This is a genomic window from Aeromonas sp. CD (assembly GCF_033349375.1).
Taxonomy (GTDB): Bacteria; Pseudomonadota; Gammaproteobacteria; order Enterobacterales; family Aeromonadaceae; genus Aeromonas; species Aeromonas hydrophila.
In genome coordinates, this window is the sequence record NZ_CP137631.1 from 2,476,735 (window position 1) to 2,498,750 (window position 22,016).

The window sequence follows — 22,016 nt, forward strand, 5'->3', positions numbered from 1 at the left end:
CAACCGGCCGGTAATACGGCACCGGTCCCTCTCCTTTACAGCAGATTAGCACTGAGCGATAGCGTTCAGCACCCGTTTATCGGAAACCGGGAAGGGGGTCCCCAGATTCTGGGCAAAAAATGATACCCGCAGCTCCTCGATCATCCAGCGAATATTGGCCACCTCGGTGGGAATAAGCTGGGATTTGGGGATCTTGGCCAGCAGCCCCTTGTACTCAGACTCCACGCTGTGCACCTTGAGCATATAAACCCGATCCCGGTTGGGATCGATGGCGAGCTTCTCCAGACGACGCTCGATGGCCCGCAGGTAGCGCAGCAAGTCAGGCAGCCGCTGCCAGCCGGTCTCGGTGACAAAGCCCTTGTGGATGAGGTTGCCGAGCTGCTGCTGGATATCGGACATGGCAAAGGCGGTGTCGAGCTGCATCTTGCCCTTGAGCCGTTTCTTGATCTCATGGGACAGCGTCAGCACGGCTTCCACCTGCTTGGCCACTTCCACCACCGCATCGTTGAGCTCGGCGCGGACATACTCCTTGAGCGCCTCGAAACCGGCCTCGTCCCAGGCCATGCCGCCGTGCTGCTCAATCAGCTTGTCACAGCCGCAGGCGATGCAGTCATCGATAAGCTCGGCCACCTTGCCAAACGGGTTGAAATAGAGCCCCAGCTTGGCCTTGTTGGGCAACTTATCCTGCAGGTACTTGATGGGAGATGGTACGTTGAGCAGCACCAGCCGACGCTGACCCGCCCACATCAGCTGCTGCTGCACCACCGGGCTCTCCACCAGCTGGATGGCGACCGAGTCCTTCTGATCCACCAGGGCCGGATAGGCCTTCACCTCAAACCCGCCCCGCTTCTGACTGTACTCCTGGGGCAGCTCGCCAAAGCTCCACAGGGTGAGGCCGGACTGCTCGATATCATCGTCCGCCACCTGCGACAGGGTCTCCTGCACCTTGCCGCGCAGCGACTCTTTCAATGCCTCCAGATCTTTGCCTTCCGCTACCTTCTTGTGTTTGTCGTCCACCACCCGGAAGGTGAGTTTCAGGTGATCGGGCACCGCAGCCCAGTCCCAGGATTCACGGGGCACGGTCACACCGGTCATGCGGCGCAGCTGGCGCTCCATCTCGTCCAGCAGCGGCCCCTGCTCGGGGTTGATGCTGGCGAGCAGCGCATCGGCATAGTTGGGCGCCGGCACGAAGTTCTTGCGCATCGGCTTTGGCATCGACTTGATGAGGGCCACCAACAGCTCATGACGCAGCCCCGGGATCAGCCACTCGAACCCCTTCACCTCCACCTGGTTCAGCAGCGGCAGCGGAATATGCAGGGTCACGCCATCCGCCGCCTCCCCCGGCTCGAATTGATAGGTCAGCTTGAGCTTGAGACGCCCCTGCTGCCAGAAGTTGGGGTAGTCGAGATCGCTGATGTGGGCCGCATCCCCCTTCATCAACATCTCTTTCTCGAAGTTGAGCAGCTCGGCGTCCTGCTTTTGCGCCTCTTTCCACCACTTGTCGAAATGGCGGGCGGAGATAATTTCCTCCGGCAAGCGGGCATCGTAGAAGCGGAACAAGTCCTCATCATCCACCAGGATGTCGCGCCGACGGGACTTGTGCTCCAGCGCCTCCACCTCGGCCAGCAGCTTGCGGTTATCGCTGAAGAAACGGTGGCGAGTCTCGAAATCCCCCTCCACCAGGGCGCGGCGGATAAACAGCTCACGGCACAGCGCCGGATCGATGCGGCTGAAGTTGATGAGGCGCTCGTTGACCAGGGTCAAGCCATAGAGGGTCACCTTCTCCTTGGCCATCACGGCGCCGTTTTTCTTCGACCAGTGGGGATCGCTGTGGTGCAGCTTGATGAGGTGGCCTGCCAGCGGCTCCACCCACTCGGGTTCAATCTTGGCGTTGATGCGGGCGTAGAGGCGTGAGGTCTCCACCAGCTCGGCGGCCATCACCCACTTGGGCGGCTTCTTGAACAGACCCGAGGCCGGGAAGAGGTGGAAGCGGCCATTGCGGGCCCCGAGGAATTCGGGCTTTTCCAGATCCTTGTTGCCGATATGGCTCAAGAGACCGGTCAGCAGGGCGCAGTGCACCGTCTTGAAATCCGCCGGTTCATGGTTGGCTTTAAAACCCAGCTCTTTGACCGTCTGGCGCAGCTGGAAATGGATGTCCTGCCACTCGCGCACCCGCAGGTAGGAGAGGAACTCCTTCTGGCACATGCGGCGGAACGGGTTGCTGCCAAGGGCATCCTGCTGCTCTTTCAGATAGTTCCAGAGGTTAACGAAGGCGAGAAAGTCGGAATCCTTGTCCTCAAAACGTCTGTGCTGCTCGTCGGCGGCCTGCTTCTTCTCCATGGGCCGCTCGCGGGGATCCTGAATGCTGAGGGCCGCGGTGACCACCATCACCTCGCTCAGGCAGCCGGTCTGCGCCGCGCTGATCACCATCTTCGCCAGACGCGGATCAAGGGGGATGCGCGAGAGCTGGCGACCGGTCTCGGTCAGCTGCAGTTTGGCTTCGCGATCGCCGGTGGCGGGCAGCTCGCGCACCGCCTCCAGCTCTTTCAATAGGGTCAGGCCATCCTTGATATGGCGCGACTCAGGCGGCTCGACGAAGGGGAACGCCTCCATGTTGCCAAGGCCGAGCGCCAGCATCTGCAGGATGACGGAGGCCAGGTTGGTGCGCAGGATCTCGGGATCGGTGAAGGCCGGGCGACCGTTGAAATCCTCCTCGGAGTAGAGACGGATACAGATACCGTCCGCCACCCGGCCGCAACGACCTTTACGCTGGTTGGCGCTGGCCTGGGAGACCGGCTCGATGGGCAGGCGCTGCACCTTGGTGCGCCAGGAGTAGCGGCTGATACGGGCGGTACCCGGATCGATGACGTAGCGAATGCCCGGCACCGTCAGCGAGGTCTCCGCCACGTTGGTGGCCAGCACGATGCGCCGTCCGGCGTGTTGCTGGAACACCTTGTTCTGCTCGGCGTTGGAGAGACGGGCGTAGAGTGGCAGCACCTCGGTGTCGCGCAGGTTGAGCTTGCGCAGGGCATCGGCGGTATCGCGGATCTCCCGCTCACCGTTCATGAAGATGAGGATGTCCCCCAGCCCTTCGCGGGCCAGCTCTTCCACCGCATCGAAGATCCCCTGCAGTTCATCTCGCTCCTCCAGCCCTTCACTTTTATCACTGGTGAGTGGGCGGTAGCGCACCTCTACCGGGTAGGTGCGACCTGATACCTCGATCACCGGCGCCTTGTTGAAATGGCGGGAGAAGCGCTGCGGGTCTATGGTGGCCGAGGTGATGATCACCTTGAGATCGGGGCGCTTGGGCAACAGCTGCTTGAGGTAGCCCAGAATGAAGTCGATGTTGAGGCTGCGCTCGTGCGCCTCATCGATGATGATGGTGTCGTACTGGGTGAGCATCCGGTCGTTCTGGATCTCCGCCAGCAGAATACCGTCGGTCATCAGCTTGATGTGGGTCTGCTCGCTCACCTGATCGGTAAAGCGCACCTTGTAGCCCACGTAGTGACCGAGCTCGGATTCCATCTCTTCGGCAATACGGGCCGCCACGGTACGGGCCGCCAGACGACGCGGCTGGGTGTGGCCGATGAAGCCCTTCACTCCGCGCCCGAGCGCCAGACAGATCTTGGGGATCTGGGTGGTTTTGCCCGAGCCGGTTTCGCCGGCGATGATCACCACTTGGTGCTCTTCAATGGCTTTGGCGATCTCCGCCTGCTTCTGGCTGACCGGCAGGTTGTCCGGATAGGTCACCTTGGGCACTTCGGCCAAACGGGATTGGTAGCGCGCCTGTGCCGCATCCAGATCGGCGGCGATGGTCTCGAGTACGGCAGCCTGTTTGCCCTCGGGCAACTTCTTGGCTCCGTGCAGACGGCTGGAGAGACGGCGGGCGTCGAGATTCATGCAGGCAGGGAGACGGCGGCGCAGCGCCTCGATAGAGAGAGACAAGGTACGAATTCCTTAAAAGAGTGCCCGACAAGGGGCCATATCGATAGCTTCGAGCGATCCTAAAGAGCGAGGCCGGAGGGTGCAAGCCTTAAAGCGGCGTCGAGGGGGATGAAAGAGACGTTATCCGGGCATCAGCCCTTCATGGCGGCGTTCACTATCACAATAAGAAAGAGCAGGCCGACGCCTGCTCTTGGGCTAACACCAGAGCCCCACCAACCTGACTCAGGCGCGCGCCTTGTGGACGAAGCAGGTTCCCAGCTGGGTATGGATGGCCTGCATCACGTCGTGGCGGCTGATGACCCCGAGCAGATGTCCCTCTTCCACCACCGGATAAATCTTGGGTTTTTGCCCCATCATCATCTCGGCCAGCTCCAGGATGCTGGTATCGGGGCCGACGGCCAGCACCTCCTTGCGCATCACGTCTCGTACCTGGGCCACCTGTTCACAGTGATAGGCCTCTTTCAACATGACGGCGATGCAGTCCTGCTCGGAGACCCAGCCAACCAAGTGACCCCGCCCATCCACCACGGGGCCGCCAAGCTGACGGCTGTTGAGAAATTTTTCCACCGCCGCCTGCACCATCATCTCCGCGCTAAAGGTGATGGGCCGAGTCTGCATGTAATCCTTTGCCTTGAGTGATTCCATCGTGCATTCCCCCAACTAGCCTCCCGGCCGGGAGGCGCGAGCCGGGCACTATGTCCGGCTCACTCCAAGCATAGCTTGCATGGATCAGGAGATGGATTGCAGCAACAGCAAGAGCTCGTTCTGGCTGTGGCAGTCGGTCTTCTTGAAGACCCCTTTCAGGGTCGAGCGCACGGTTTCCACCTTGACGCCGCGCAGCTCGGCGATGTCGTTGCTGCTGTAGCCCTTGCTCATCAGCACCAGCAACTCTTTCTCGCCGATGGTGAGCGGATAGAGGCTGGCCAGCGCCTCGATGTCGGGGTTGAAGGAGTGTTCGGGATCCCGCAGCACCACTTCCACATATCGCTCGAAGCGGTTGAGACCACTCATCAGGGTGCACTGGATCAGCAACGGTCGCAGATTGGGCTGACGGGGAATGGACATATAAGCGCTGGCACCGGGCAGCAGATAGGCAAAGCCATTCAATATCTCTTTGAACTGGCGTTGCTGCTCCTTATTTTGCAGCGAGAAAATACCATTACCTGCCCGCAACTCCACGTTTTCGTCGGCAATACGATTGAAGGCCACGTTGGAATAATGAATATGCCCTTTGTCATCCACGATGGCGCTGGGTTTATTGTGGTTTTTTACCAGCTGTTGCAGCTGATAGTTCTGGGTTTCCAGGGCCAGCAGGTTCCAATAATGTTGGCTCCAGGCCGCAAGACCAGAATAAACTTCGCCAAGGGAAGAAATTTCCTGGGCGCTGAAATCATCCTGGGTGGCCGCCCGGTAGGTACACAGGCTGCTAAGTCCCCGCCCCTTCACCCGGCAGACACCACCGGCAGCAAACTGGGCGCCGAAGCTGGCCAGCAGACCCGCCGAGTTGGACAGCGTGTTGGCACTGACGATCCCCTGACAGCCCTTGTCCAGATAGTGATTGAACCACACATCCTGGCGATGGTGCTGGACATAAAACTGCTGCTGGGCCTCGCTCAAGCCGCTCGCGAAGAGCTTGATGCCATCGCTCTTGTCATCATCGCGCAACAGGAACAGCGACGAGCTGCCCGACACGTCGGAGCGGAACTGATCCACCACCAACTTAATGTCAGAATCATTAATACCGCACTCATATAACTGGCTTATATAGGGCGATACCCTTTCTTTTACTAATGCCTTCACACCCGAACTCCTAATTCTTATTTTTATTGAAGTGGCATCTTACTCTGCAATGAGAAACGCGAAAAGTAGTCAAATGAACAAAGGTTTTATAACTGATCCATAAATAGTAATGATGAAAGTACATAAGGATGAGCGAAAGCGAAAATCTGCAATCCAAGTTAATGTTTTATATGATTTTTGTCGCTATAGGTTTTTTTATCACCATCAGAATTCCCGTCACGGCGAGATCTGTATCCCACGACAAATCTTCCATTTTTTCCCCTTTGGCCCCGATGGCTGGCCCGGTTCCAATAAAGGTCTCGCCCCCCGCTCCCCTGACCAAGTTATTCTTGGTCTGGCGATGCCCATACGACAGCGCCATATCGTGACTGACAGTACGCATCCCTTTACGGTCCATCTACCCGGCCAGGCTGCTTATCCCACGAACCACCCTTTACCTCCGCTCGCCATCGACGTGACCATCCGCTCGCCTTCTCACGCCGGACTCAAGGCGAATATGTTTCATATTGGTTGATTTTGCGTTTAATTTATGAGCCAAAAACGATATTGTATATACAATTAGCTCAGTCAGATGTCGGGCAGGAGTAACACCCCAAGGAGAAATAACAGTATGAAACAGGACAATGTACTCATAGCCCCCATAAAATCAGGTGCCGGCATCAAGCTGTTGCTGACCAGCCTGCTTGGCATCGCCATCTTTTTCATCCCGTTCGAGCTGGCGGGACGCAGCACCATACTGGTGGATCATCTGGCTGGCTTGCTGATGGCACAGCGGCCATTGGCGGTGGGATTGATCCTGCTGCTGATCGCTTATGGGGCCGTGACTCCGCTGCTGGATGGCCGCTGGCGCGCGCGCCCCATCGACCGGCTCCTGAGTCTGTTCAAGCTGCTCGGTCTTGGGCTGGCAGTGATGCATGTCACCGAGCTGGGACCGGCCTGGCTGACGACCCCGGATCGCCTGCCCTTTCTGTTCGACAAGCTGGCCATGTCGGTCGGCCTCATAGTCCCCATAGGTGCCATGGCCCTCACCTTCCTGCTCGGCTTCGGCCTGTTGGAACTGATCGGGGTACTGATGCAGCCCGTGATGCGCCCACTATGGCGCACACCGGGACACTCCGCCATCGATGCGGTGGCCTCGTTCGTCGGCAGCTATTCGGTTGGTCTGCTCATCACCAACCGGGTCTTCCTCGCGGGCAAATACACGGTGCGGGAAGCCGTCATCATAGCCACCGGGTTTTCCACCGTGTCGGCCGCTTTCATGATCATTGTGGCCAAGACCCTCAACCTGATGGAACACTGGAACTTCTATTTCTGGTCCACCCTGGTGATCACCTTTGTCATCACCGCCATTCTGGCGCGCGTGCCCCCCATCTCCAACATGGCCCATCACGGGGAGACCGATGAGCCACTGCCAGCCGGCATGCGCCGCTGGCAAGCCGCACTGGCATCCGGGCTGGCTCAATCCCGTCAGGCGGACCCAGTGCTGCGCCAGTTGCAAGACAACCTCAAAGATGGCCTCAGCATGGCGGCCGCCGTGGTGCCCACCATATTGTCAGTCGGCCTGCTCGGCCTGCTGCTGGCACAGCACACCCCCTTGTTCGATCTGCTGGGCTGGCTGCTGTGGCCCCTGACCTGGTTGCTTGATCTGGGCGAGCCACTGGAGACCGCCAGATCGCTCTCGGCCGGCTTGGCGGAGATGTTCCTGCCCGCCATCCTGCTCAAGGATGCGGATCTGCTGGTGCGCTATGTTACCGCCGTGGTCTCGGTCAGTTCCGTCCTCTTCTTCTCCGCCTCCATTCCTTGCATCCTGGCCACCAGTATCCCGGTGAGCGTGAGCCAGCTGGTGGTGATCTGGTTCCTGCGCACCCTGCTCGGCATCGTGCTGGCAACACTCTGTGGCAAGCTGGCCATGGCGGCAGGCTGGTTGAGTTAAGCGCTGTGGCAGCACTCTGGTGATGAAGCGCAAGCCCATGCACAAACCAGGAAGGCGCCCTCGGGCGCCTTCATTTTTTGCACAGCAACCATGGATCCTGCCGCAACAGGGGCTGGATTGACACGCACGCATAAAAAACGCAGCTGATACAGAGTGCCTGCATCAACTGCGTTCTGGTCATGCTTGATTGGGGCCTGCCATGCCAGATGGGTAATATATGCCCCCCTGCGCCACATCACGGGAACATCAGACCGATCTGGTCCTTAGCCCGCGCCCCTGTCGAAGCATTGGATTGACATCCTTAGAACGGCATCTTGAAGCCGGGGGGCAGTTGCATGCCGCCGGTCAGTTCGCCCATCTTGCTCTTGTTCTGCTCTTCCACGCGACGCACGGCATCGTTGACGGCAGCGGCCACCAGATCTTCCAGCATCTCTTTGTCATCTTCCATCAGGCTCGGGTCGATCTCGATGCGGCGCACGCTGTGGCTGCCGGCCATGGTGACCTTGACCATGCCAGCGCCGGCTTCACCGACCACTTCCATCTGGGCAAGCTGCTCTTGCATCTTCTGCATGCGCTCTTGCATCTGTTGGGCCTGTTTCATCAGGTTCCCCATTCCACCTTTACCAAACATATGTCGTCTCTCGTCTTGAAATCCGGCATCCAGCGCCGGGCCGTGGGTTTACCCATCCTAAATGGGGACAGCCAAACCATTTTTCAACCGGGCACCTGGCCCGGCATGGTGTTTGTCAGCGACTCAGCGGCTCTATGCTGTCGTGGTGAAGCACGGCGCCAAATCGCTGCTGCAAAAATTGCACATTGGGATCCTGCTCCAGATCCCGAGTAACCTGCTCACGCACCCCGAGATAGAGGCGATGTTCTATCTCCAGCGGCGTCTCCTGCTCAGGCACATTGCCCAGCGTGACCTCCACCAGCACCGGTTGCCCCAGCTCGGGGCTGATGATCTCGGCCAGATCGGCGCGCGCCCTGTCGCTGATCAGATGGCGCTGCTCCGGTTTGAGGGTCAACAGTACCTTGTCCCCCTGCTGGCTCATGACCGAGTTGATGGCCAGCTGACGCAGCCGGCCACCGACACCGGTACGGGCAATCAGCTCGGCCCAGGGATCGCCACATCTGTTCAGCAGGGAGGACGGGATCAATCTGGCCGCCACTTCTCCCGCTTGCGGCTGGTTGTCACCCTCCAGCTCGTCCCAGTCGATGGTTTCCATCACCGAGGCCGCAGGCGCCGGCTCGCAGGCAATGACCTCGCGAGGGGCCGCCACGGGAGCCGCAACAGGCGCAGCGCTAGCCTGCCGAGGCGCACTACCGTCCAGATCCCAAGGCGGTAGATCGTCTGACTGAGGACGTGCAACGGCCGCGGCGGCAGGCGCCGGCGACAAAGCCTCGGCAGCCCGCTCCGGCAGAGGGGCGCTGGCGAACGCATCGCTGAAGCCTTGGCTCAAATACTCTTCGTAGTCGCTGCCGCTCTCATCATAAGCATCGAGCGGCGGCAAGTCGTCATACCCCGTCTGCGGGGCTGGCCGGGCAGACGCCTGCCCTTGCCCATTAACCCGCACCGGTTGCGGCTCGAAAGCCGGGGCTGGCGTGGCGGCGGCTGGTTGCATCACCGTTGCTGGTCTGGCGGCAGCCACCGGTTTGGCAGGAGCAGTGCGCGCAGCGCTGGTCGCCGCCGACGGTTCGCTACGCAAGCGACTGCGCAGCAGATTGCGCTTGCCAAGCAGGCTTTGCATGCTGGAGACCGTCGAGGGGACGGCCTCTGCGTCGGCCACAACCTCGGCCTGCGGGATTGATTCGGGCTCTGGCTCGGCCATGACAGGCACTGAAGGGGGAGCCACTGACGGCTCTGCCGGCAGGTCGCCGGACGCGGCCGGCAACGTCGCCGCCTCATAACCCATCTGCTCGGCCTCGCGCAGCAACTCATCCTGCTCGGCAAACAGCGGATCCAGATCGGCGCCGTTATCCTGTCTCTCCAAAGCTGGTTCGACAGCGGCTGGCTCGGCCATCACAGCAGGGGCCATGGGCGCTGCAGGCGCGGCGGCTGCAACCGCTGACGGAGCCAGTGGCGCTGCGCTGGCAGCCGGGGCCGGCTCAGCCCCCTGGGGCTTTCCCGGCGCCGCTGCGCCACTTCTCGCCTCTGTCAATCCTCCCATGGCGGGGGGCAGCGCCGTCAGGCTGGCGGGGTGCAGTACTTCACGCCGGGGCGAGAAGGCAAGCATTCGCAGGCAGGTCATCTCCAGCGCGGTGCGGCCATCGGGAGCCCAGGGCAAGTCTTTACGGCCGCCCAGCACGATCTGATAGCAGAGCTGCACCTCTTCCGGGCTCATGGCCTGGGCCAGTTGCAGCAGGGCATCGGCGTCCGCCCCCTGCTCCTGCACGGTGGCGGGCAGCAGCTGCGCCATGGCGATACGATGGAGCAGCCCTTCCAGCTCGGCGTGCAGCTGATCAAAATCGGGGCCCAGGGTGGCGATTTCGGTGATCTTGGCCATGGTGGCCGGCGCATCCTGGCGCAGCACGGCCTCCAGCAACTGGTGCAGATGGCGATGATCGAGCGTGCCCAGCATGGCCAGCACGCTGTCGAGGCGCACGCTGCCATTGCCGTGAGCCAGCGCCTGATCGGTCAGGCTCAGGGCATCGCGCATGCTGCCGTCGGCCGCCTTGGCCAGTGCCAACAGGGCGCGCGGTTCAAAGGGTTGGCCCTCCTGATCCAGCACCCATTCGAGCTGCTTGGCGATCTGGGTCTGATCCAGACTCTTCAGATGAAACTGCAGGCAGCGCGAGAGGATGGTGATCGGCAGCTTCTGCGGATCCGTGGTGGCCAGCAGGAACTTCACATAGGGGGGTGGCTCTTCCAGGGTTTTCAGCAGCGCGTTGAAGCTGTGGCGCGACAACATGTGCACTTCATCGATGAGGTAGACCTTGAAGCGGCCACGGGCCGGCCGGTACTGCACGTTGTCGAGCAGTTCGCGGGTATCTTCCACCTTGGTGCGCGACGCCGCATCGATCTCCAGCAGGTCGACGAAGTTGCCCTGATCGATCTCGCGGCAGGTGTCGCACACCCCGCACGGGTGGCTGCTGATCCCCTGCTCGCAGTTGAGGCTCTTGGCCAGGATGCGGGCGATGGTGGTCTTGCCGACCCCGCGGGTGCCGCTCAGCAGATAGGCGTGATGCAGCCGTCCCTGATCCAGGGCGTTGGTCAAGGCGGTCAGCACATGATGCTGGCCTACCACTTGTTCAAACGTATGGGGGCGCCATTTACGCGCCAGAACCTGATAGCTCATAGATCTCGATGCAGGGATGACAAGGCATTGAGGCTGGATGCTAACACAAATGCGGGGCGGGCTGTATCGGCTATCGGCCAGGGAGGGAGGGATCGCTTGAATTTCAAACCGATGCCCGTACGGGCACCGGTCTGGACGCAGGCAAGGCTGACGAGACCTGCCTGCTTGGTCAGACTGGGGCTTATTCGCCCGGCAGTTCGACCAGAGAAACCACCTTGACGCCGGCGGCAGTCAGGCGGGCATCACCACCGAGGGACGGCAGGGAGATGATGAAGGCGGCATCAACCACTTCACCGCCGGCGCGGCGAATGAGCTTGACGGTGGCATCGACGGTGCCGCCGGTGGCCAGCAGATCGTCCACGACCAGCACCTTGTCACCGGGCACGATGGCGTCGGTGTGCAGTTGCAGGGTGTCGGTGCCGTATTCGAGGGCATAGGACTCTTCGATGACGGCGCGAGGCAGCTTGCCCGGCTTGCGAACCGGCACGAAGCCCAGGCCCATGGCGTAGGCAACCGGCGCGCCGAAGATGAAACCGCGCGCTTCGGTACCGACAATCTTGGTGATCCCTTGATCACGATAGTGATTGGCCAGCAGATCAATGGTGGCTTTGAAGGCGTCGGCATTCTCGATCAGGCTGGTGATGTCGCGAAACAGGATGCCCGGCTTCGGATAGTCGGGGATGGTCTTGATGCTCGCTTCGATAAATTTCAGGGTTTCCGGATTCATGGTTTGACCGTTTGTTTTTCGACGCAGATGGTCGTTTCTCTCAGCTTCCCGCCAGCGGGAAATAAAAAGGCCCGTCACGCAAAAATGACAGGCCGACTCCATAGCATTATTGCCGCAATAGCTTAGGGACTTCACTTCTCCATTGCAACTGGCTCCAGCACCGGCAGACGCATTAACCAGGTGAGCAGGATCACCATTATGGCAATGAGCAGCAGCCTGACCCACAGCAGGGGGACCACCGCCAGCGACACCGAGAAGGAGAGCAGAATGAAGAGGATGGCGCGCCGCCGCGCATGGCGGCGAATGCCGCGATACTGCTGCCAGTCGGCAATGGGCGGCCCGAACCAGGGATGGGCCAGCAGCCAGCGGTGAAAACGAGGAGACGAGCGGGCAAACAGGGCCGCAGCAAGCAACATGAAGGGCGTGGTCGGCAACAGGGGCAGCACGATGCCGATGATGCCGGTCACGAATGCCAGCCAGCCCAACCCCATCAAACACCAACGTTTCATAGCCACTCCTCCTCCATCCAGCTCTGCTTAGCCTAACAGAGTTGACCCGAAAGCCGACAGCCTGGCCCACGGGGACGGCTGCCGATTGGGTTCATCGAGTGGGCAGATGGCTGACAACGCCGGCCATTACCACTACAATCTGCGCTCTTTTTTCTCTGTTTGCCCTTCGGAACCGGTTATGCGCGTTATTTTGGCCCCCATGCAGGGGGTGCTGGATCACTTGATGCGGGAGGTGCTCACCTCCGTCAACGATTACGACCTCTGCGTCAGCGAATTCATCCGGGTGGTCGATCAGCTGCTGCCGGCCAAGGTGTTCCATCGCCTCTGCCCCGAGCTCAAACAGGACGGCAAGACCCGGGCCGGCACCCCGGTGCGGGTACAACTGCTGGGCCAGCACCCCGAATGGCTGGCCGAAAACGCGCTGCGGGCCATCGAACTCGGCTCCCCTGGCGTCGATCTCAACTTCGGCTGCCCTGCCCCCACGGTCAACAAGAGCAAGGGGGGCGCCGTGCTGCTCAAAGAGCCCGACACCATCTATCGCATCGTCAAGGCGGTGCGCGAAGCGGTGCCTGCCCATCTGCCGGTGAGCGCCAAGATCCGCCTCGGCTACGATGACAAGGAACTCTATCTGGAGAACGCCCATGCCGTTTATCAAGGCGGTGCCAACGAGCTGGCCGTGCACGCCCGCACCAAACGCGAAGGCTACAAGGCGCCGGCCCACTGGGAGTATGTGGACGCCATTCGCCGTGTCCTGCCCATTCCCGTCACCGCCAACGGCGAGATCTGGGATCATGCGGATGCCCTCGCCTGCGCCCAAGTCTCCGGCTGCGATACCCTGATGGTGGGCCGCGGTGCCATCTCCCTGCCCAATCTGGCCAACGTGATGAAAACCGGCTGTGCCCACATGAGCTGGGCCGAGGTGCTGCAGCTGATGGTGAGCTACACCGAGCAGGACTTGGCGAGCGAGAAGGCGGACTACTACCCGAGCCGGATCAAGCAGTGGTTCAGCTATCTCAAGCGGGAGTATCCCGAGGCGGATCGGCTGTTTGGGGAAATCCGGGAACTCAAGGAGACCCATCCCATCCGGGATGCCTTGCTGCAGGCGTCGAAAACTGTGATCTAACCGTCCTTTACTTGACGCATATCATCTTGATAATCCTGTCGCTTCCCTATACTGCCCCAGATTCGTAATTCGTCTGTTGGGGGCTAGTGTGTGTGAAATGACGCAAGCTCAGTTGGCCGTGTGGCGTGATCGCCTGCTGACTGACTGGGCGCAAGTAAGAGAAGAGCTGATCGGTCAGCTCAAAGCCTGTCGGCGTGACGAGTGGGCAGAAAAGGTGGATCACTGCGAGCGGGATCAACTGGTTGATCTGACCAGCCGTCTCGACCTGCCCAAGGTGGAGCAGAGCGTGGCCCGCCTCAAGCGCATCGATGCCGCCCTCTGTCAGATGGATCTGGGCCTCTATGGCCTCTGTTCCGACTGCGAGGAGCCGCTGGCCATCGAACAGCTGGAACAGGACCCGACCCTGCAACGTTGCCCGCGCTGCGAAGCCCGCTATCGCAAGGGATTCCACGCCCACGAACTCTGAGGGATGCACGTCCGTGCATCCTCTCCTGCGGGCTGGTCAGCCCGACATTTCTATTCAATAATCAACAACAGCCTCGCTGAACAGGGACATCTCCGTGTACAGAGTCTTGTTGTTATGGTGTTTGTGCTGCTCCGCCTGGGCGCAAGAGTCGCTGCTGGTAGGCTGGTCAAGCTGGCACCCGTTCAGCTTTCGCGACGAACAGCAGCAACTGCAGGGGCTGGATATCGACCTGCTAGAAGCCATCTTCAATCGGGCCGGGTTTAACGCCAACTACAGCGAGATGCCCTGGGCCCGCGTGCTGCGCGAGCTGGAGTTTGGCACCATTCAACTGACCATGTCCGCCAACCAGACCGCCGAGCGCGACCTGTATGCCCGCTTTACCCTGCCCTATCGCAATGAAGAGACAGTGCTGCTCATCCGCCGTCAGGACAAGGGACGCTGGCAGGAGATAACCCAGCTCTCCGACTTGCTCTCCCGGCCGGACTTCACCATCGGCCTGCTGCGTGATTTTGATTACGGCACCGATTTTCGCACTTTCATGCAGTTACCCCAGATGCAGCAGCGACTGCTGGTGAGGCTGAAAATGGAACCGCTGATAAAACTGCTGCTGGCTGGCCGGATCCAGGGGGTTGTCATGGACCCCATGGGGTTGCAGGAGATGAACCTAGCCGGCATCCCCCTCGATCAATTGACCACCCTGCTCGACATCCAGCAGACCCCGGTCCACCTGATGTTGAGTCGCCGCACCACCACGCCGCAGCAGTTGCAACGGCTTGATGAGGCGATCCGGGCCCTGCTGCAAAGCCCGGAGTACGGGCAGATCCTCGCTCGCTACCGCTATCCACTACAGTAATGCCTGCAAGAAAAGGGGCCCCGAGGGCCCCTTTTCTATCTTGTGATCACTGTGCCAGCAAGTGGCCAACCAGTTCATGGCGCCAGCCTTGCAGCAGCATCGGCTTGTCGGCCCGGGCCCGCTCTTCGTCGCTCATGCGCCAGCTCCAGGTGAAGTACTGGTGAATGATCTTCTTGCTGGCCACCAGCTCAGGCGGAATGTTGCTGGCCTTGGCCTTCTCTTCCACCATCCCCTTGATGCGCTTGAGCTCGGCCTTGTACTGGGGGTAGTCCACCAGCCGGCGAATGGGCTCGGGCCAGCTGTCGGGATCGCTCTGCTGGGCCGCTGCCACGATGTCGAGCATCCGTTTGCCGTGGATCTTGATCTCGATGGGGGCCAACCCCAGCTCGTTCAGATCGCGCAGAGAGGTAGGTCTGCGCTCCGCCACCTTGAACAGATGCAGCTCCTTGACCACGAAGTTGAGGGCCAGATCCCGGCGCACCGCCTCTTGCTGACGCCAGGCGGCCAGCTCACGCAGGATCGCCAGCTCGCGGCGCCCCAGTTGCCAGGCATTGACGATGTCGAGATAGGCCTGGCGGGGATCGCTGGTCTGGGTCTTGCGGGCAGAGTGGTTCTGGCACTCCTGCTCGAACCAGGCGAACTTGCCGCTCTCATGCAGCTTGGCCATCACTTTCTCGTAGAGCGGCAGCAGATAAAACACGTCGGCCGCCGCGTACTCGAGCTGGCGAGGTGTGAGCGGGCGCGCCAGCCAGTCGGTGCGAGCCTGATCCTTCTCCAGCTCCACCCCGAGAAACTCGTTGACCAGGGCGCCAAAACCGACCGATACCCCGTAACCCAGGAAGGCGGCGGCCAGCTGAGTGTCGTGCATCTGGTTGGGCAGATGGCCCGCCTGATGCTGGATAAGCTCCAGATCTTCACCGGAGGCGTGCAAGATGGCGATCTGCCCTGCCCGGCCGAGTCGTTGCCAGAGGGAGGAGAGATCCAGCGTCAGCGGATCCAGCAGTGCCAGATGCTCACCGTCATAGATCTGGAACAGGCCCAGCTGGGGATAGTAGGTGCGGGTGCGAACGAATTCAGTATCGATGGCCAGGGGAACGTCGGCCAGGGAGGCGAGATACTGATCCAGTTCGGCTTGCTGTGAAATGAGTTGATAGTGCATCTGTGCCTGCGCGTTGATCAGGGCCAAAAGAAAAAACCGTGGGCTGACCCACGGTTTTGCATAACGACGGCAGGCTGCTTGGCAGCGCCACGCCGGTTACTGCTTGGCAATCTCCTCGTCGCGCAGCACGCGGCGCAGGATCTTGCCCACATTGGTCTTGGGAAGTTCGTCACGAAATTCTACCAGTTTCGGCACCTTATAGGCAGTCAGATGTTTGCGGCAGTGAGCAATAATCTCGTCTTCCTGCAGCTTTGCATCTTTCTTGACCACGAAGATCTTCACCAGCTCGCCGGAAACCTTGTGCGGCACGCCGACGGCAGCCACTTCCAGCACTTTCGGGTGCAGCGCCACCACGTCTTCAATTTCGTTCGGATAGACGTTGAAGCCGGAGACCAGGATCATGTCCTTCTTGCGATCGACGATCTTGAAGAAGCCCTGCTCGTCGCACACCGCGATGTCGCCGGTACAGAGCCAGCCATCCTGCATCACCTCGGCGGTGGCTTCCGGCCGCTGCCAGTAACCGCTCATCACCTGCGGGCCGCGCACCTGCATCTCGCCGGGTTTGCCAAGCTCGTGGATCACCTGACCTGCATCATCCACCAGACGAATGTCGGTGGAGCAGACCGGCAGGCCGATGGAGCCGTTGTAGTCGAGCAGATCATAGGGGCAGACGCTCACCAGCGGCGAACACTCGGTCAGGCCGTAGCCTTCCAGCAGCGGCGTATCGGTCAGCCCTTTCCACTGTTCGGCTACCGCCCGCTGCACCGCCATGCCACCACCTATGGTCAGCTTCAGGCGGGAGAAGTCCATCGACTGGAACTCGCCGTTGTTGACCAGCGCATTGAACAGGGTGTTGACCCCGGTGATGCAGGTAAAGGGGTACTTTCTGATCTCTTTGACAAAGCCCGGGATGTCGCGCGGGTTGCTGATGAGCAGGTTGTAACCGCCGATGCGCATGAACAGCAGGCAGTTCACGGTCAATGCAAACACATGATAGAGCGGCAGCGCGGTGACCACGAACTCCTTGCCCCGTTCCAGCATGGGGCCGTATACCCCGAGGCACTGCTCGACGTTGGCGATGAGATTGCGGTGAGTCAGCATGGCCCCCTTGGAGAGGCCGGTGGTACCGCCGGTGTACTGCAGGAAGGCCAGATCGTCGTTGTTGATCTCGGGCTTGATGTACTGCAGATAGCGGCCCTTGGCCAGCGCCTGGCGCATGGTGCTGGCGTGGGGCAGATTGTATTTGGGTACCAGCTTCTTGACGTATTTCACCACGAAGTTGACCAGGGTACCCTTGGCCAGGCCCAGGTTGTCCCCCATGCGGGTCAGGATCACATGCTTGACCGGGGTGTCGTAGACCACTTTTTCCAGGGTATGGGCAAAGTTGGAAACGATGACGATGGCCTTGGCACCGGAGTCCTTGAGCTGATGTTCCAGCTCGCGCGGGGTGTAGAGCGGGTTGACGTTGACCACTATCATGCCGGCACGCAGGATGCCGAACACCGCGATGGGGTACTGCAGCAGGTTGGGCATCATCACGGCGACCCTGTCACCCTGACTGAGCTTGAGCTCGTTTTGCAGGTAGGCGGCAAAGGCGCGGGACTGCTCTTCGAGGCGACGGTAGGTAATGGTCTGCCCCATGTTGACGAAGGCAGGCTGGTCGGCGAATTCGGTCACCGACTCTTCAAACATTTCGACCAGGGAGCTGTATTGGTCTGGATTGATCTCGGCGGGCACCCCTTCTGGATAACGCTTCAGCCAGACTTTTTCCACGAACTTCTCCTGCATAACTAGCACCTGTGCGCTCACTGTGTTGCCTCCGTCCCTGTTCACATCCATTTCAAGCAGTTGTTTTAAGCTCATACTCTAATGCCGCCCATATTTACATAGGGCAACATCAATTAACAGCAAATTAACAACGGAAAAATGTGAGGGAGAAGACAAACCTGGAATTATTGAAAGCCGTCGATTCTACCGAATTTGACAAAATTTTTCGATACAAACCGCGGTCTCTGCCGAATTTTCCATATGAAAATGGTGGTTTCCCGCCAAAACGACCCGCTCTATCTGGGCAAACGCGGCATGACGCTGTTGCCACTGTGCCTGCAGGCTGGCAAAACCCTCTGCGCCGGCGATAAACAGTACAGGACAGGCAATGGCCCGGATCAGCGCCTGGGCCTGCCCTTCGCTCATGCGCATGGGGGAGAGATCTCTAAGACGAGGATCGCTGCGCCAGTGCCAGCGCCCTGCCCGCCCTTCCAGCTGTCGCTCGCAGATGAGGCGGGCCGAATTCGGGCCAATATCGGCCACCTTGCTGCGCGCCGCCACCGCTTCATCGATGGACGCAAAGCCCTGGGAGGCTCGCTCGCGGGTACGACTGCGATTCAGGATGGCGCGGCGCAGCTGCTCCGGCACCGCTTCATCCGGCTGGCTGAGAGGCCCGAGCCCCTCCAGCAGGATGAGTCGCTCCACCTGCTCGGGAAAGACCCCGGCATAGGCGGAGGCGATCAAGGCCCCGAGGGAGTGGCCAAGCAGCGTGAATGCCGTCCAGCCCGCCGCCTGGGCGATCTGGTAGAGATCGTCCAGCCAGTCGACGAAGACATAGGGCGTGCTCTTGTGATCCGAGTGACCGTGCCCCGGCAGATCGATGCAGACCAGCTGAAAGTGGGTCAGATAGGGGGCAAGGGGCACAAAGCTCGCACTGTTGTCGAGCCAACCGTGCAGCGCAACCAGCAAGGGTTTGCTGGTCTGCTCACCCGACGCGGGCTGGCTCTCAAGCAAGGCCACCCGGCGGCCATCGGCCAGGGTCAGGAAGCGCTCCTGCAGCACGTTGTTCACTCCCGGTCCTAGCGGCGCAGCGGCCGTCTCGGCCAGTAGGGATCATAGAAGGGGTCGTAGAAGTAGGGATCCACATAGCGAACCTCTACCTCCTTGACCGGCGGCCACAGCTTGCTGCCCGTCACCTTGAGCACCGAGAAGCGGTATTTGTGCTCGCCTATCTGGCTGTCGAGCGGCTTGTCGATGGTGCCGAGCACCGTCAGGCTGCGCCCCTTGGCATAGAGGGTCGGGTCGACAAAACCCTGCATGATGGCCAGAAAACGGCCCGGGCTTTGCTCGGTCTGCTCCGGCACCCCGTTGGACTTGAGCGGCAGATAGACCACCTCGATGACGCTCTGATCCGCCTTGTTGTGTACCGCCGAGATGACCCCGCTCCAGCGGGCCGGTTTGCCCTCCAGGCCGGCAAGGGCCGGCTGATAGGCCACCAGCTGGTTGGCGGGCTCATAGGCCAACTCTTTCGGAACCGAGCTGCAGGCACCGAGCAAGAGCCCTGCGGCCCCGATCACCATTGCACGCTTCAACATGTCACGCTCCTCTGGCCGGATGAAACCGGCTGTCAACCACCCGCAATGGGGCATGTTCCGATCGGCGTGAGCGACATGCCTGCCACTCCCGCCCTTATTCGCGACCCGGCAGCTTCTTCCAGGTCACCTTGTCACGCAAATAGACCGGGGTCGCCTGCTCCACCGCCACCGCCTCACCAGCCAGCCAGGCGCTGCGCGCCAGCGGCAGCATGTCCAGCGCCGCCGGGAAACGTACCTGACTCGCTACCAGCTCGTCGGCAAGACCACTCAAAATCTCGCCATAGGTCTCAAAACCGGTGCCGACGCAGGTCACTCGACCCGCCAGCTTGCCACGGACGTCAACCAGTGCCGCGGGATCGCTCACCACCTCGTCGCCCACCAGTTGCATGCGGCCGTCGATCAGCTCATAACGGCCGAAATAGACCTCGTTCATCCGCGCATCGATGGCGGTCAGCACCTGCTCGGCGCCATCCAGACGATGGGCACCTTGCGCCATGGCGGCCAGGGTGGAGATGCCGATCAGCGGCACGCCTGCCCCAAAGGCCAGGCCCTGCGCCACACCGATGCCAATGCGCACCCCGGTAAAGGAGCCGGGACCACGGCCAAAGGCGATGGCATCGAGCTCATCCAAGGTTATCCCGGCGTCGTCCAACACAGCCTGAACCATGGGCAGGATCTTGCGGGTGTGATCCCGCGGCGCCTCCTCCCAGCGGGAGAACACCTGCTCCCCCACCAGCAAGGCGGCGGAGCAGGCTTCGGTGGCGGTATCAACGGCCAGGATCTTCAACTCGTTCATGCTTTCCAATCTCTATAAAATCAGTCAATTACATAATCTGCAAGCAGACAGTGCCAGCAGTTTTTCAAAATGTTGCAAGGCTTGGCCGGCCGCGCCAGCGCAAACACGATCACCGCCCGGCGAGCGCCTGCTGCTCGAAGAAATTCCCCAGCATCGCCAGCTCCCGGGTACGTGGAATGGCGGGCAAACTCTTGATGAAGGTGGCGCCGTAGGGCTTGTTGACCATGCGGGGATCACAGATGACCAGTACTCCGTGATCACCGCGATCACGGATGAGCCGCCCCACCCCCTGTTTCAAGGCGATCACCGCCTTGGGTAGCTGAATATCGGCGAAAGGATCGCCGCCCCTGAGCTTGCAGTCATCCACTCGCGCTTTAAGCTGCGGATCATCGGGGCTGGCAAACGGCAGCTTGTCGATGATAACACAGGAGAGCGCGGCCCCCCGCACGTCGATCCCCTCCCAGAAGCTGCTGGTCGCCACAAGCACGGCGCGGCCATTCTCGACAAACTCCTTGAGCAGTCGCTGCTTGTTGTCCTCTCCCTGCAGCAGGACGGTGCGCCCAATCTCCCGGCGCAGCACCTCGGCCACCTGGCGCATCACCTGATGGCTGGTACAGAGAAAGAAACAGCCCCCGGGCGTCTTGTTGATGAGCGGGATCATCAGATTGGCCAGCTGCTCGCCGCGGCCAAAGGCATTGGGTTCGGGCAGAAAGCGCGGCACGCACAACCGCGCCTGCTCGCCATAGTCGAACGGGCTGTCGAGAATAAGCTCGGCGCTGCCGGCCAGCCCCAGCTCGGCTTTGAAGTGATCAAAGCGCATGTCCACCGTCAGAGTGGCCGAGGTAAAGACCCAGGCTACCTCTGGGCGCAGCACCTCGGCGCCAAAGCGCTCGGCCACCGACAGCGGGGTCAGGTTGAGGGTAAAGTGCAGCCGCGAGCAGTCATACCAGTAGGAGAAGCCGGTCTGGTTGATGGCCAATACCTCCCCCAAGCGGGTGCGCAGCTCGCTGATCCGCTCGAAACAGTGGTCAAGCTGCTCGCCGCGCCCCAGCGCCAGTTTCAGCACTTCATAACAGAGTCCGAGGGCATCGTTGAGGCGGGCCAGCGCCTGGCCCCAGAGCGGCTGGCGCAGCATGTCACGGGTATTGCCGCGCCCACCGTCTACCCCGAAGGCAAGCCGCAGATCCTGGCTGGCGATGGCGAGCCGGTCGGCCGCCTTGCCGAGCTGGGCCATGTCGTGGGCCTCGGCCCGATAGGCGAGCTGGATATCCTGTGCCAAATCCAGAATGGTGCGGCTGCCCACCGATTTACCGAAGTAGTTGGTGGCGATCTCGGGCAGCTGGTGCGCTTCGTCAAACACGTAGACCTGCGCTTCGGGCACCAGCTCGCCGAAACCGGTGTCTTTGACCGCCATGTCGGCGAAGAAGAGATGGTGGTTGATCACCACCACCTGGGCATCCATGGCACGGCGGCGGACCACCACCAGATGGCAGTCGTCGTAATAGGGGCAGTCGCGACCGAGGCAGTTTTCATTGGTGCTGGTGACGTGTGCGAGGATCTCGGCGTTCTCCTGCAGCCCCGGAATATCCCCCACGTCGCCGTTGTCGGTGGCGGTGGACCAGGACTTCACCTTGACCAGGTCATTGAGCACTTCCGGTTTTTGCAGGTGGGATTCGCTGAGCAGCCGGTTCATCCGCTCGATGCACAGATAGTTGCTGCGCCCCTTGAGCAGGGCCACCGGCGGGGTATAGGAGAGCGCCCCCGTGATGGTAGGGAGATCCCGGTAGAAAAGCTGCTCCTGCAGGTTCTTGGAGCCGGTGCTGATCACCACCCGTTTGCCAGATTCCAGCGCCGGCACCAGGTAGGCGTAGGTTTTGCCGGTACCGGTGCCCGCCTCCACCAGCAAGCGACCATGCTCCTTGATGGCACGCGCCACCGCCTCGGCCATCTCCAGTTGCGGGGCACGGGCTTTGAAGCCGTCGATATGGCTGGCCAGAGGGCCGTCTGGCTTGAACAGGGTCTGGATGGTCAAAAGGGCGTCCCGCAG

The 22,016-nt window shown here is 60.9% G+C and carries 18 protein-coding genes; 4 read left to right on the plus strand and 14 right to left on the minus strand.

The annotated features are described in order from the left end of the window. Positions 1 to 45: 45 nt before the first annotated feature. The 4 genes from hrpA to R2E40_RS11600 form a co-directional block, all read right to left on the minus strand. Positions 46 to 3,945, minus strand: a complete 3,900-nt coding sequence (gene hrpA, locus R2E40_RS11585) for an ATP-dependent RNA helicase HrpA (RefSeq protein WP_318163398.1) — start codon at positions 3,943 to 3,945, stop codon at positions 46 to 48. Between the two features lie 222 nt (positions 3,946 to 4,167). Beyond that, positions 4,168 to 4,590: a CBS domain-containing protein gene (locus R2E40_RS11590; RefSeq protein ID WP_318163399.1), complete on the minus strand. Its 423-nt coding sequence runs from the start codon at positions 4,588 to 4,590 to the stop codon at positions 4,168 to 4,170. Between the two features lie 84 nt (positions 4,591 to 4,674). Next, positions 4,675 to 5,745: a helix-turn-helix transcriptional regulator gene (locus tag R2E40_RS11595; protein WP_244089577.1), complete on the minus strand. Its 1,071-nt coding sequence runs from the start codon at positions 5,743 to 5,745 to the stop codon at positions 4,675 to 4,677. A gap of 166 nt (positions 5,746 to 5,911) precedes the next feature. Then, positions 5,912 to 6,127 carry a hypothetical protein gene (locus R2E40_RS11600; protein WP_318163400.1) on the minus strand — a complete coding sequence of 72 codons (216 nt, stop codon included), beginning with the start codon at positions 6,125 to 6,127 and terminating at the stop codon, positions 5,912 to 5,914. A gap of 228 nt (positions 6,128 to 6,355) precedes the next feature. Between R2E40_RS11600 and R2E40_RS11605 the strand changes: the two genes are divergently transcribed. Beyond that, positions 6,356 to 7,678, plus strand: coding sequence for a YjiH family protein (locus R2E40_RS11605; protein WP_253627798.1), 1,323 nt, complete (start codon positions 6,356 to 6,358; stop codon positions 7,676 to 7,678). 301 nt (positions 7,679 to 7,979) lie between these two features. On the opposite strand, the gene R2E40_RS11610 is transcribed toward R2E40_RS11605, so the two are convergent. The 4 genes from R2E40_RS11610 to R2E40_RS11625 form a co-directional block, all read right to left on the minus strand. Next, on the minus strand, positions 7,980 to 8,309 hold the full coding sequence (locus R2E40_RS11610; RefSeq protein WP_011706069.1) for a YbaB/EbfC family nucleoid-associated protein: 330 nt from the start codon (positions 8,307 to 8,309) through the stop codon (positions 7,980 to 7,982). A gap of 115 nt (positions 8,310 to 8,424) precedes the next feature. Next, positions 8,425 to 10,974, minus strand: a complete 2,550-nt coding sequence (gene dnaX, locus R2E40_RS11615) for a DNA polymerase III subunit gamma/tau (RefSeq protein ID WP_318163401.1) — start codon at positions 10,972 to 10,974, stop codon at positions 8,425 to 8,427. Positions 10,975 to 11,155: 181 nt separating this feature from the next. Further along, entirely contained in the window at positions 11,156 to 11,701 is a 546-nt protein-coding gene (gene apt / locus R2E40_RS11620) for an adenine phosphoribosyltransferase (protein ID WP_016350746.1), read from the minus strand. A 131-nt stretch (positions 11,702 to 11,832) separates the two neighbouring features. Next, positions 11,833 to 12,210 (minus strand): YbaN family protein, encoded by a 378-nt coding sequence (locus R2E40_RS11625; protein ID WP_011706066.1) that lies wholly within the window; start codon positions 12,208 to 12,210, stop codon positions 11,833 to 11,835. Positions 12,211 to 12,388: 178 nt separating this feature from the next. Here R2E40_RS11625 and dusC point away from each other — a divergent pair, with 178 nt between their 5' ends. The 3 genes from dusC (at position 12,389) to R2E40_RS11640 (ending at position 14,652) form a co-directional block, all read left to right on the plus strand. Next, positions 12,389 to 13,333 (plus strand): tRNA dihydrouridine(16) synthase DusC, encoded by a 945-nt coding sequence (gene dusC / locus R2E40_RS11630; RefSeq protein WP_318163402.1) that lies wholly within the window; start codon positions 12,389 to 12,391, stop codon positions 13,331 to 13,333. A gap of 97 nt (positions 13,334 to 13,430) precedes the next feature. Then, a complete protein-coding gene (locus R2E40_RS11635) occupies positions 13,431 to 13,799 on the plus strand; it encodes a TraR/DksA family transcriptional regulator (protein WP_011706064.1) in 369 nt (122 codons plus the stop codon). Positions 13,800 to 13,893: 94 nt separating this feature from the next. After that, complete coding sequence (locus tag R2E40_RS11640) at positions 13,894 to 14,652, plus strand: substrate-binding periplasmic protein (protein WP_318163403.1); 759 nt, start codon at positions 13,894 to 13,896, stop codon at positions 14,650 to 14,652. 46 nt (positions 14,653 to 14,698) lie between these two features. Here the strand turns inward: R2E40_RS11640 and rnd are convergent, their stop codons facing one another. From rnd to R2E40_RS11670, 6 genes are all read right to left on the minus strand, one after another. Further along, positions 14,699 to 15,811 (minus strand): ribonuclease D, encoded by a 1,113-nt coding sequence (gene rnd, locus R2E40_RS11645; RefSeq protein ID WP_252377214.1) that lies wholly within the window; start codon positions 15,809 to 15,811, stop codon positions 14,699 to 14,701. A 96-nt stretch (positions 15,812 to 15,907) separates the two neighbouring features. Continuing rightward, the gene (fadD, locus tag R2E40_RS11650; protein ID WP_080708418.1) at positions 15,908 to 17,584 is read right to left on the minus strand and encodes a long-chain-fatty-acid--CoA ligase FadD; all 1,677 of its coding nucleotides are present in this window, start codon (positions 17,582 to 17,584) and stop codon (positions 15,908 to 15,910) included. A gap of 198 nt (positions 17,585 to 17,782) precedes the next feature. After that, positions 17,783 to 18,649, minus strand: coding sequence for an alpha/beta hydrolase (locus tag R2E40_RS11655; RefSeq protein ID WP_318163404.1), 867 nt, complete (start codon positions 18,647 to 18,649; stop codon positions 17,783 to 17,785). Positions 18,650 to 18,657: 8 nt separating this feature from the next. Continuing rightward, on the minus strand, positions 18,658 to 19,173 hold the full coding sequence (locus tag R2E40_RS11660) for a Slp family lipoprotein (RefSeq protein WP_042067362.1): 516 nt from the start codon (positions 19,171 to 19,173) through the stop codon (positions 18,658 to 18,660). 94 nt (positions 19,174 to 19,267) lie between these two features. Further along, a complete protein-coding gene (tsaB, locus tag R2E40_RS11665) occupies positions 19,268 to 19,969 on the minus strand; it encodes a tRNA (adenosine(37)-N6)-threonylcarbamoyltransferase complex dimerization subunit type 1 TsaB (protein ID WP_041218112.1) in 702 nt (233 codons plus the stop codon). A gap of 109 nt (positions 19,970 to 20,078) precedes the next feature. Continuing rightward, positions 20,079 to 22,001, minus strand: a complete 1,923-nt coding sequence (locus tag R2E40_RS11670) for an ATP-dependent DNA helicase (RefSeq protein WP_318163405.1) — start codon at positions 21,999 to 22,001, stop codon at positions 20,079 to 20,081. Positions 22,002 to 22,016 lie beyond the last annotated feature (15 nt).

Coding starts and splice junctions, on each gene's coding strand:
- R2E40_RS11590 (WP_318163399.1), bottom strand. CDS start 4,590: ATGGAATCACTCAAGGCAAAGGATTACATGCAGACTCGGCCCATCACC.
- R2E40_RS11600 (WP_318163400.1), bottom strand. CDS start 6,127: ATGCGTACTGTCAGTCACGATATGGCGCTGTCGTATGGGCATCGCCAG.
- R2E40_RS11605 (WP_253627798.1), top strand. CDS start 6,356: ATGAAACAGGACAATGTACTCATAGCCCCCATAAAATCAGGTGCCGGC.
- R2E40_RS11610 (WP_011706069.1), bottom strand. CDS start 8,309: ATGTTTGGTAAAGGTGGAATGGGGAACCTGATGAAACAGGCCCAACAG.
- dnaX (WP_318163401.1), bottom strand. CDS start 10,974: ATGAGCTATCAGGTTCTGGCGCGTAAATGGCGCCCCCATACGTTTGAA.
- apt (WP_016350746.1), bottom strand. CDS start 11,701: ATGAATCCGGAAACCCTGAAATTTATCGAAGCGAGCATCAAGACCATC.
- R2E40_RS11625 (WP_011706066.1), bottom strand. CDS start 12,210: ATGAAACGTTGGTGTTTGATGGGGTTGGGCTGGCTGGCATTCGTGACC.
- dusC (WP_318163402.1), top strand. CDS start 12,389: ATGCGCGTTATTTTGGCCCCCATGCAGGGGGTGCTGGATCACTTGATG.
- R2E40_RS11635 (WP_011706064.1), top strand. CDS start 13,431: ATGACGCAAGCTCAGTTGGCCGTGTGGCGTGATCGCCTGCTGACTGAC.
- rnd (WP_252377214.1), bottom strand. CDS start 15,811: ATGCACTATCAACTCATTTCACAGCAAGCCGAACTGGATCAGTATCTC.
- R2E40_RS11660 (WP_042067362.1), bottom strand. CDS start 19,173: ATGTTGAAGCGTGCAATGGTGATCGGGGCCGCAGGGCTCTTGCTCGGT.
- tsaB (WP_041218112.1), bottom strand. CDS start 19,969: ATGAACGAGTTGAAGATCCTGGCCGTTGATACCGCCACCGAAGCCTGC.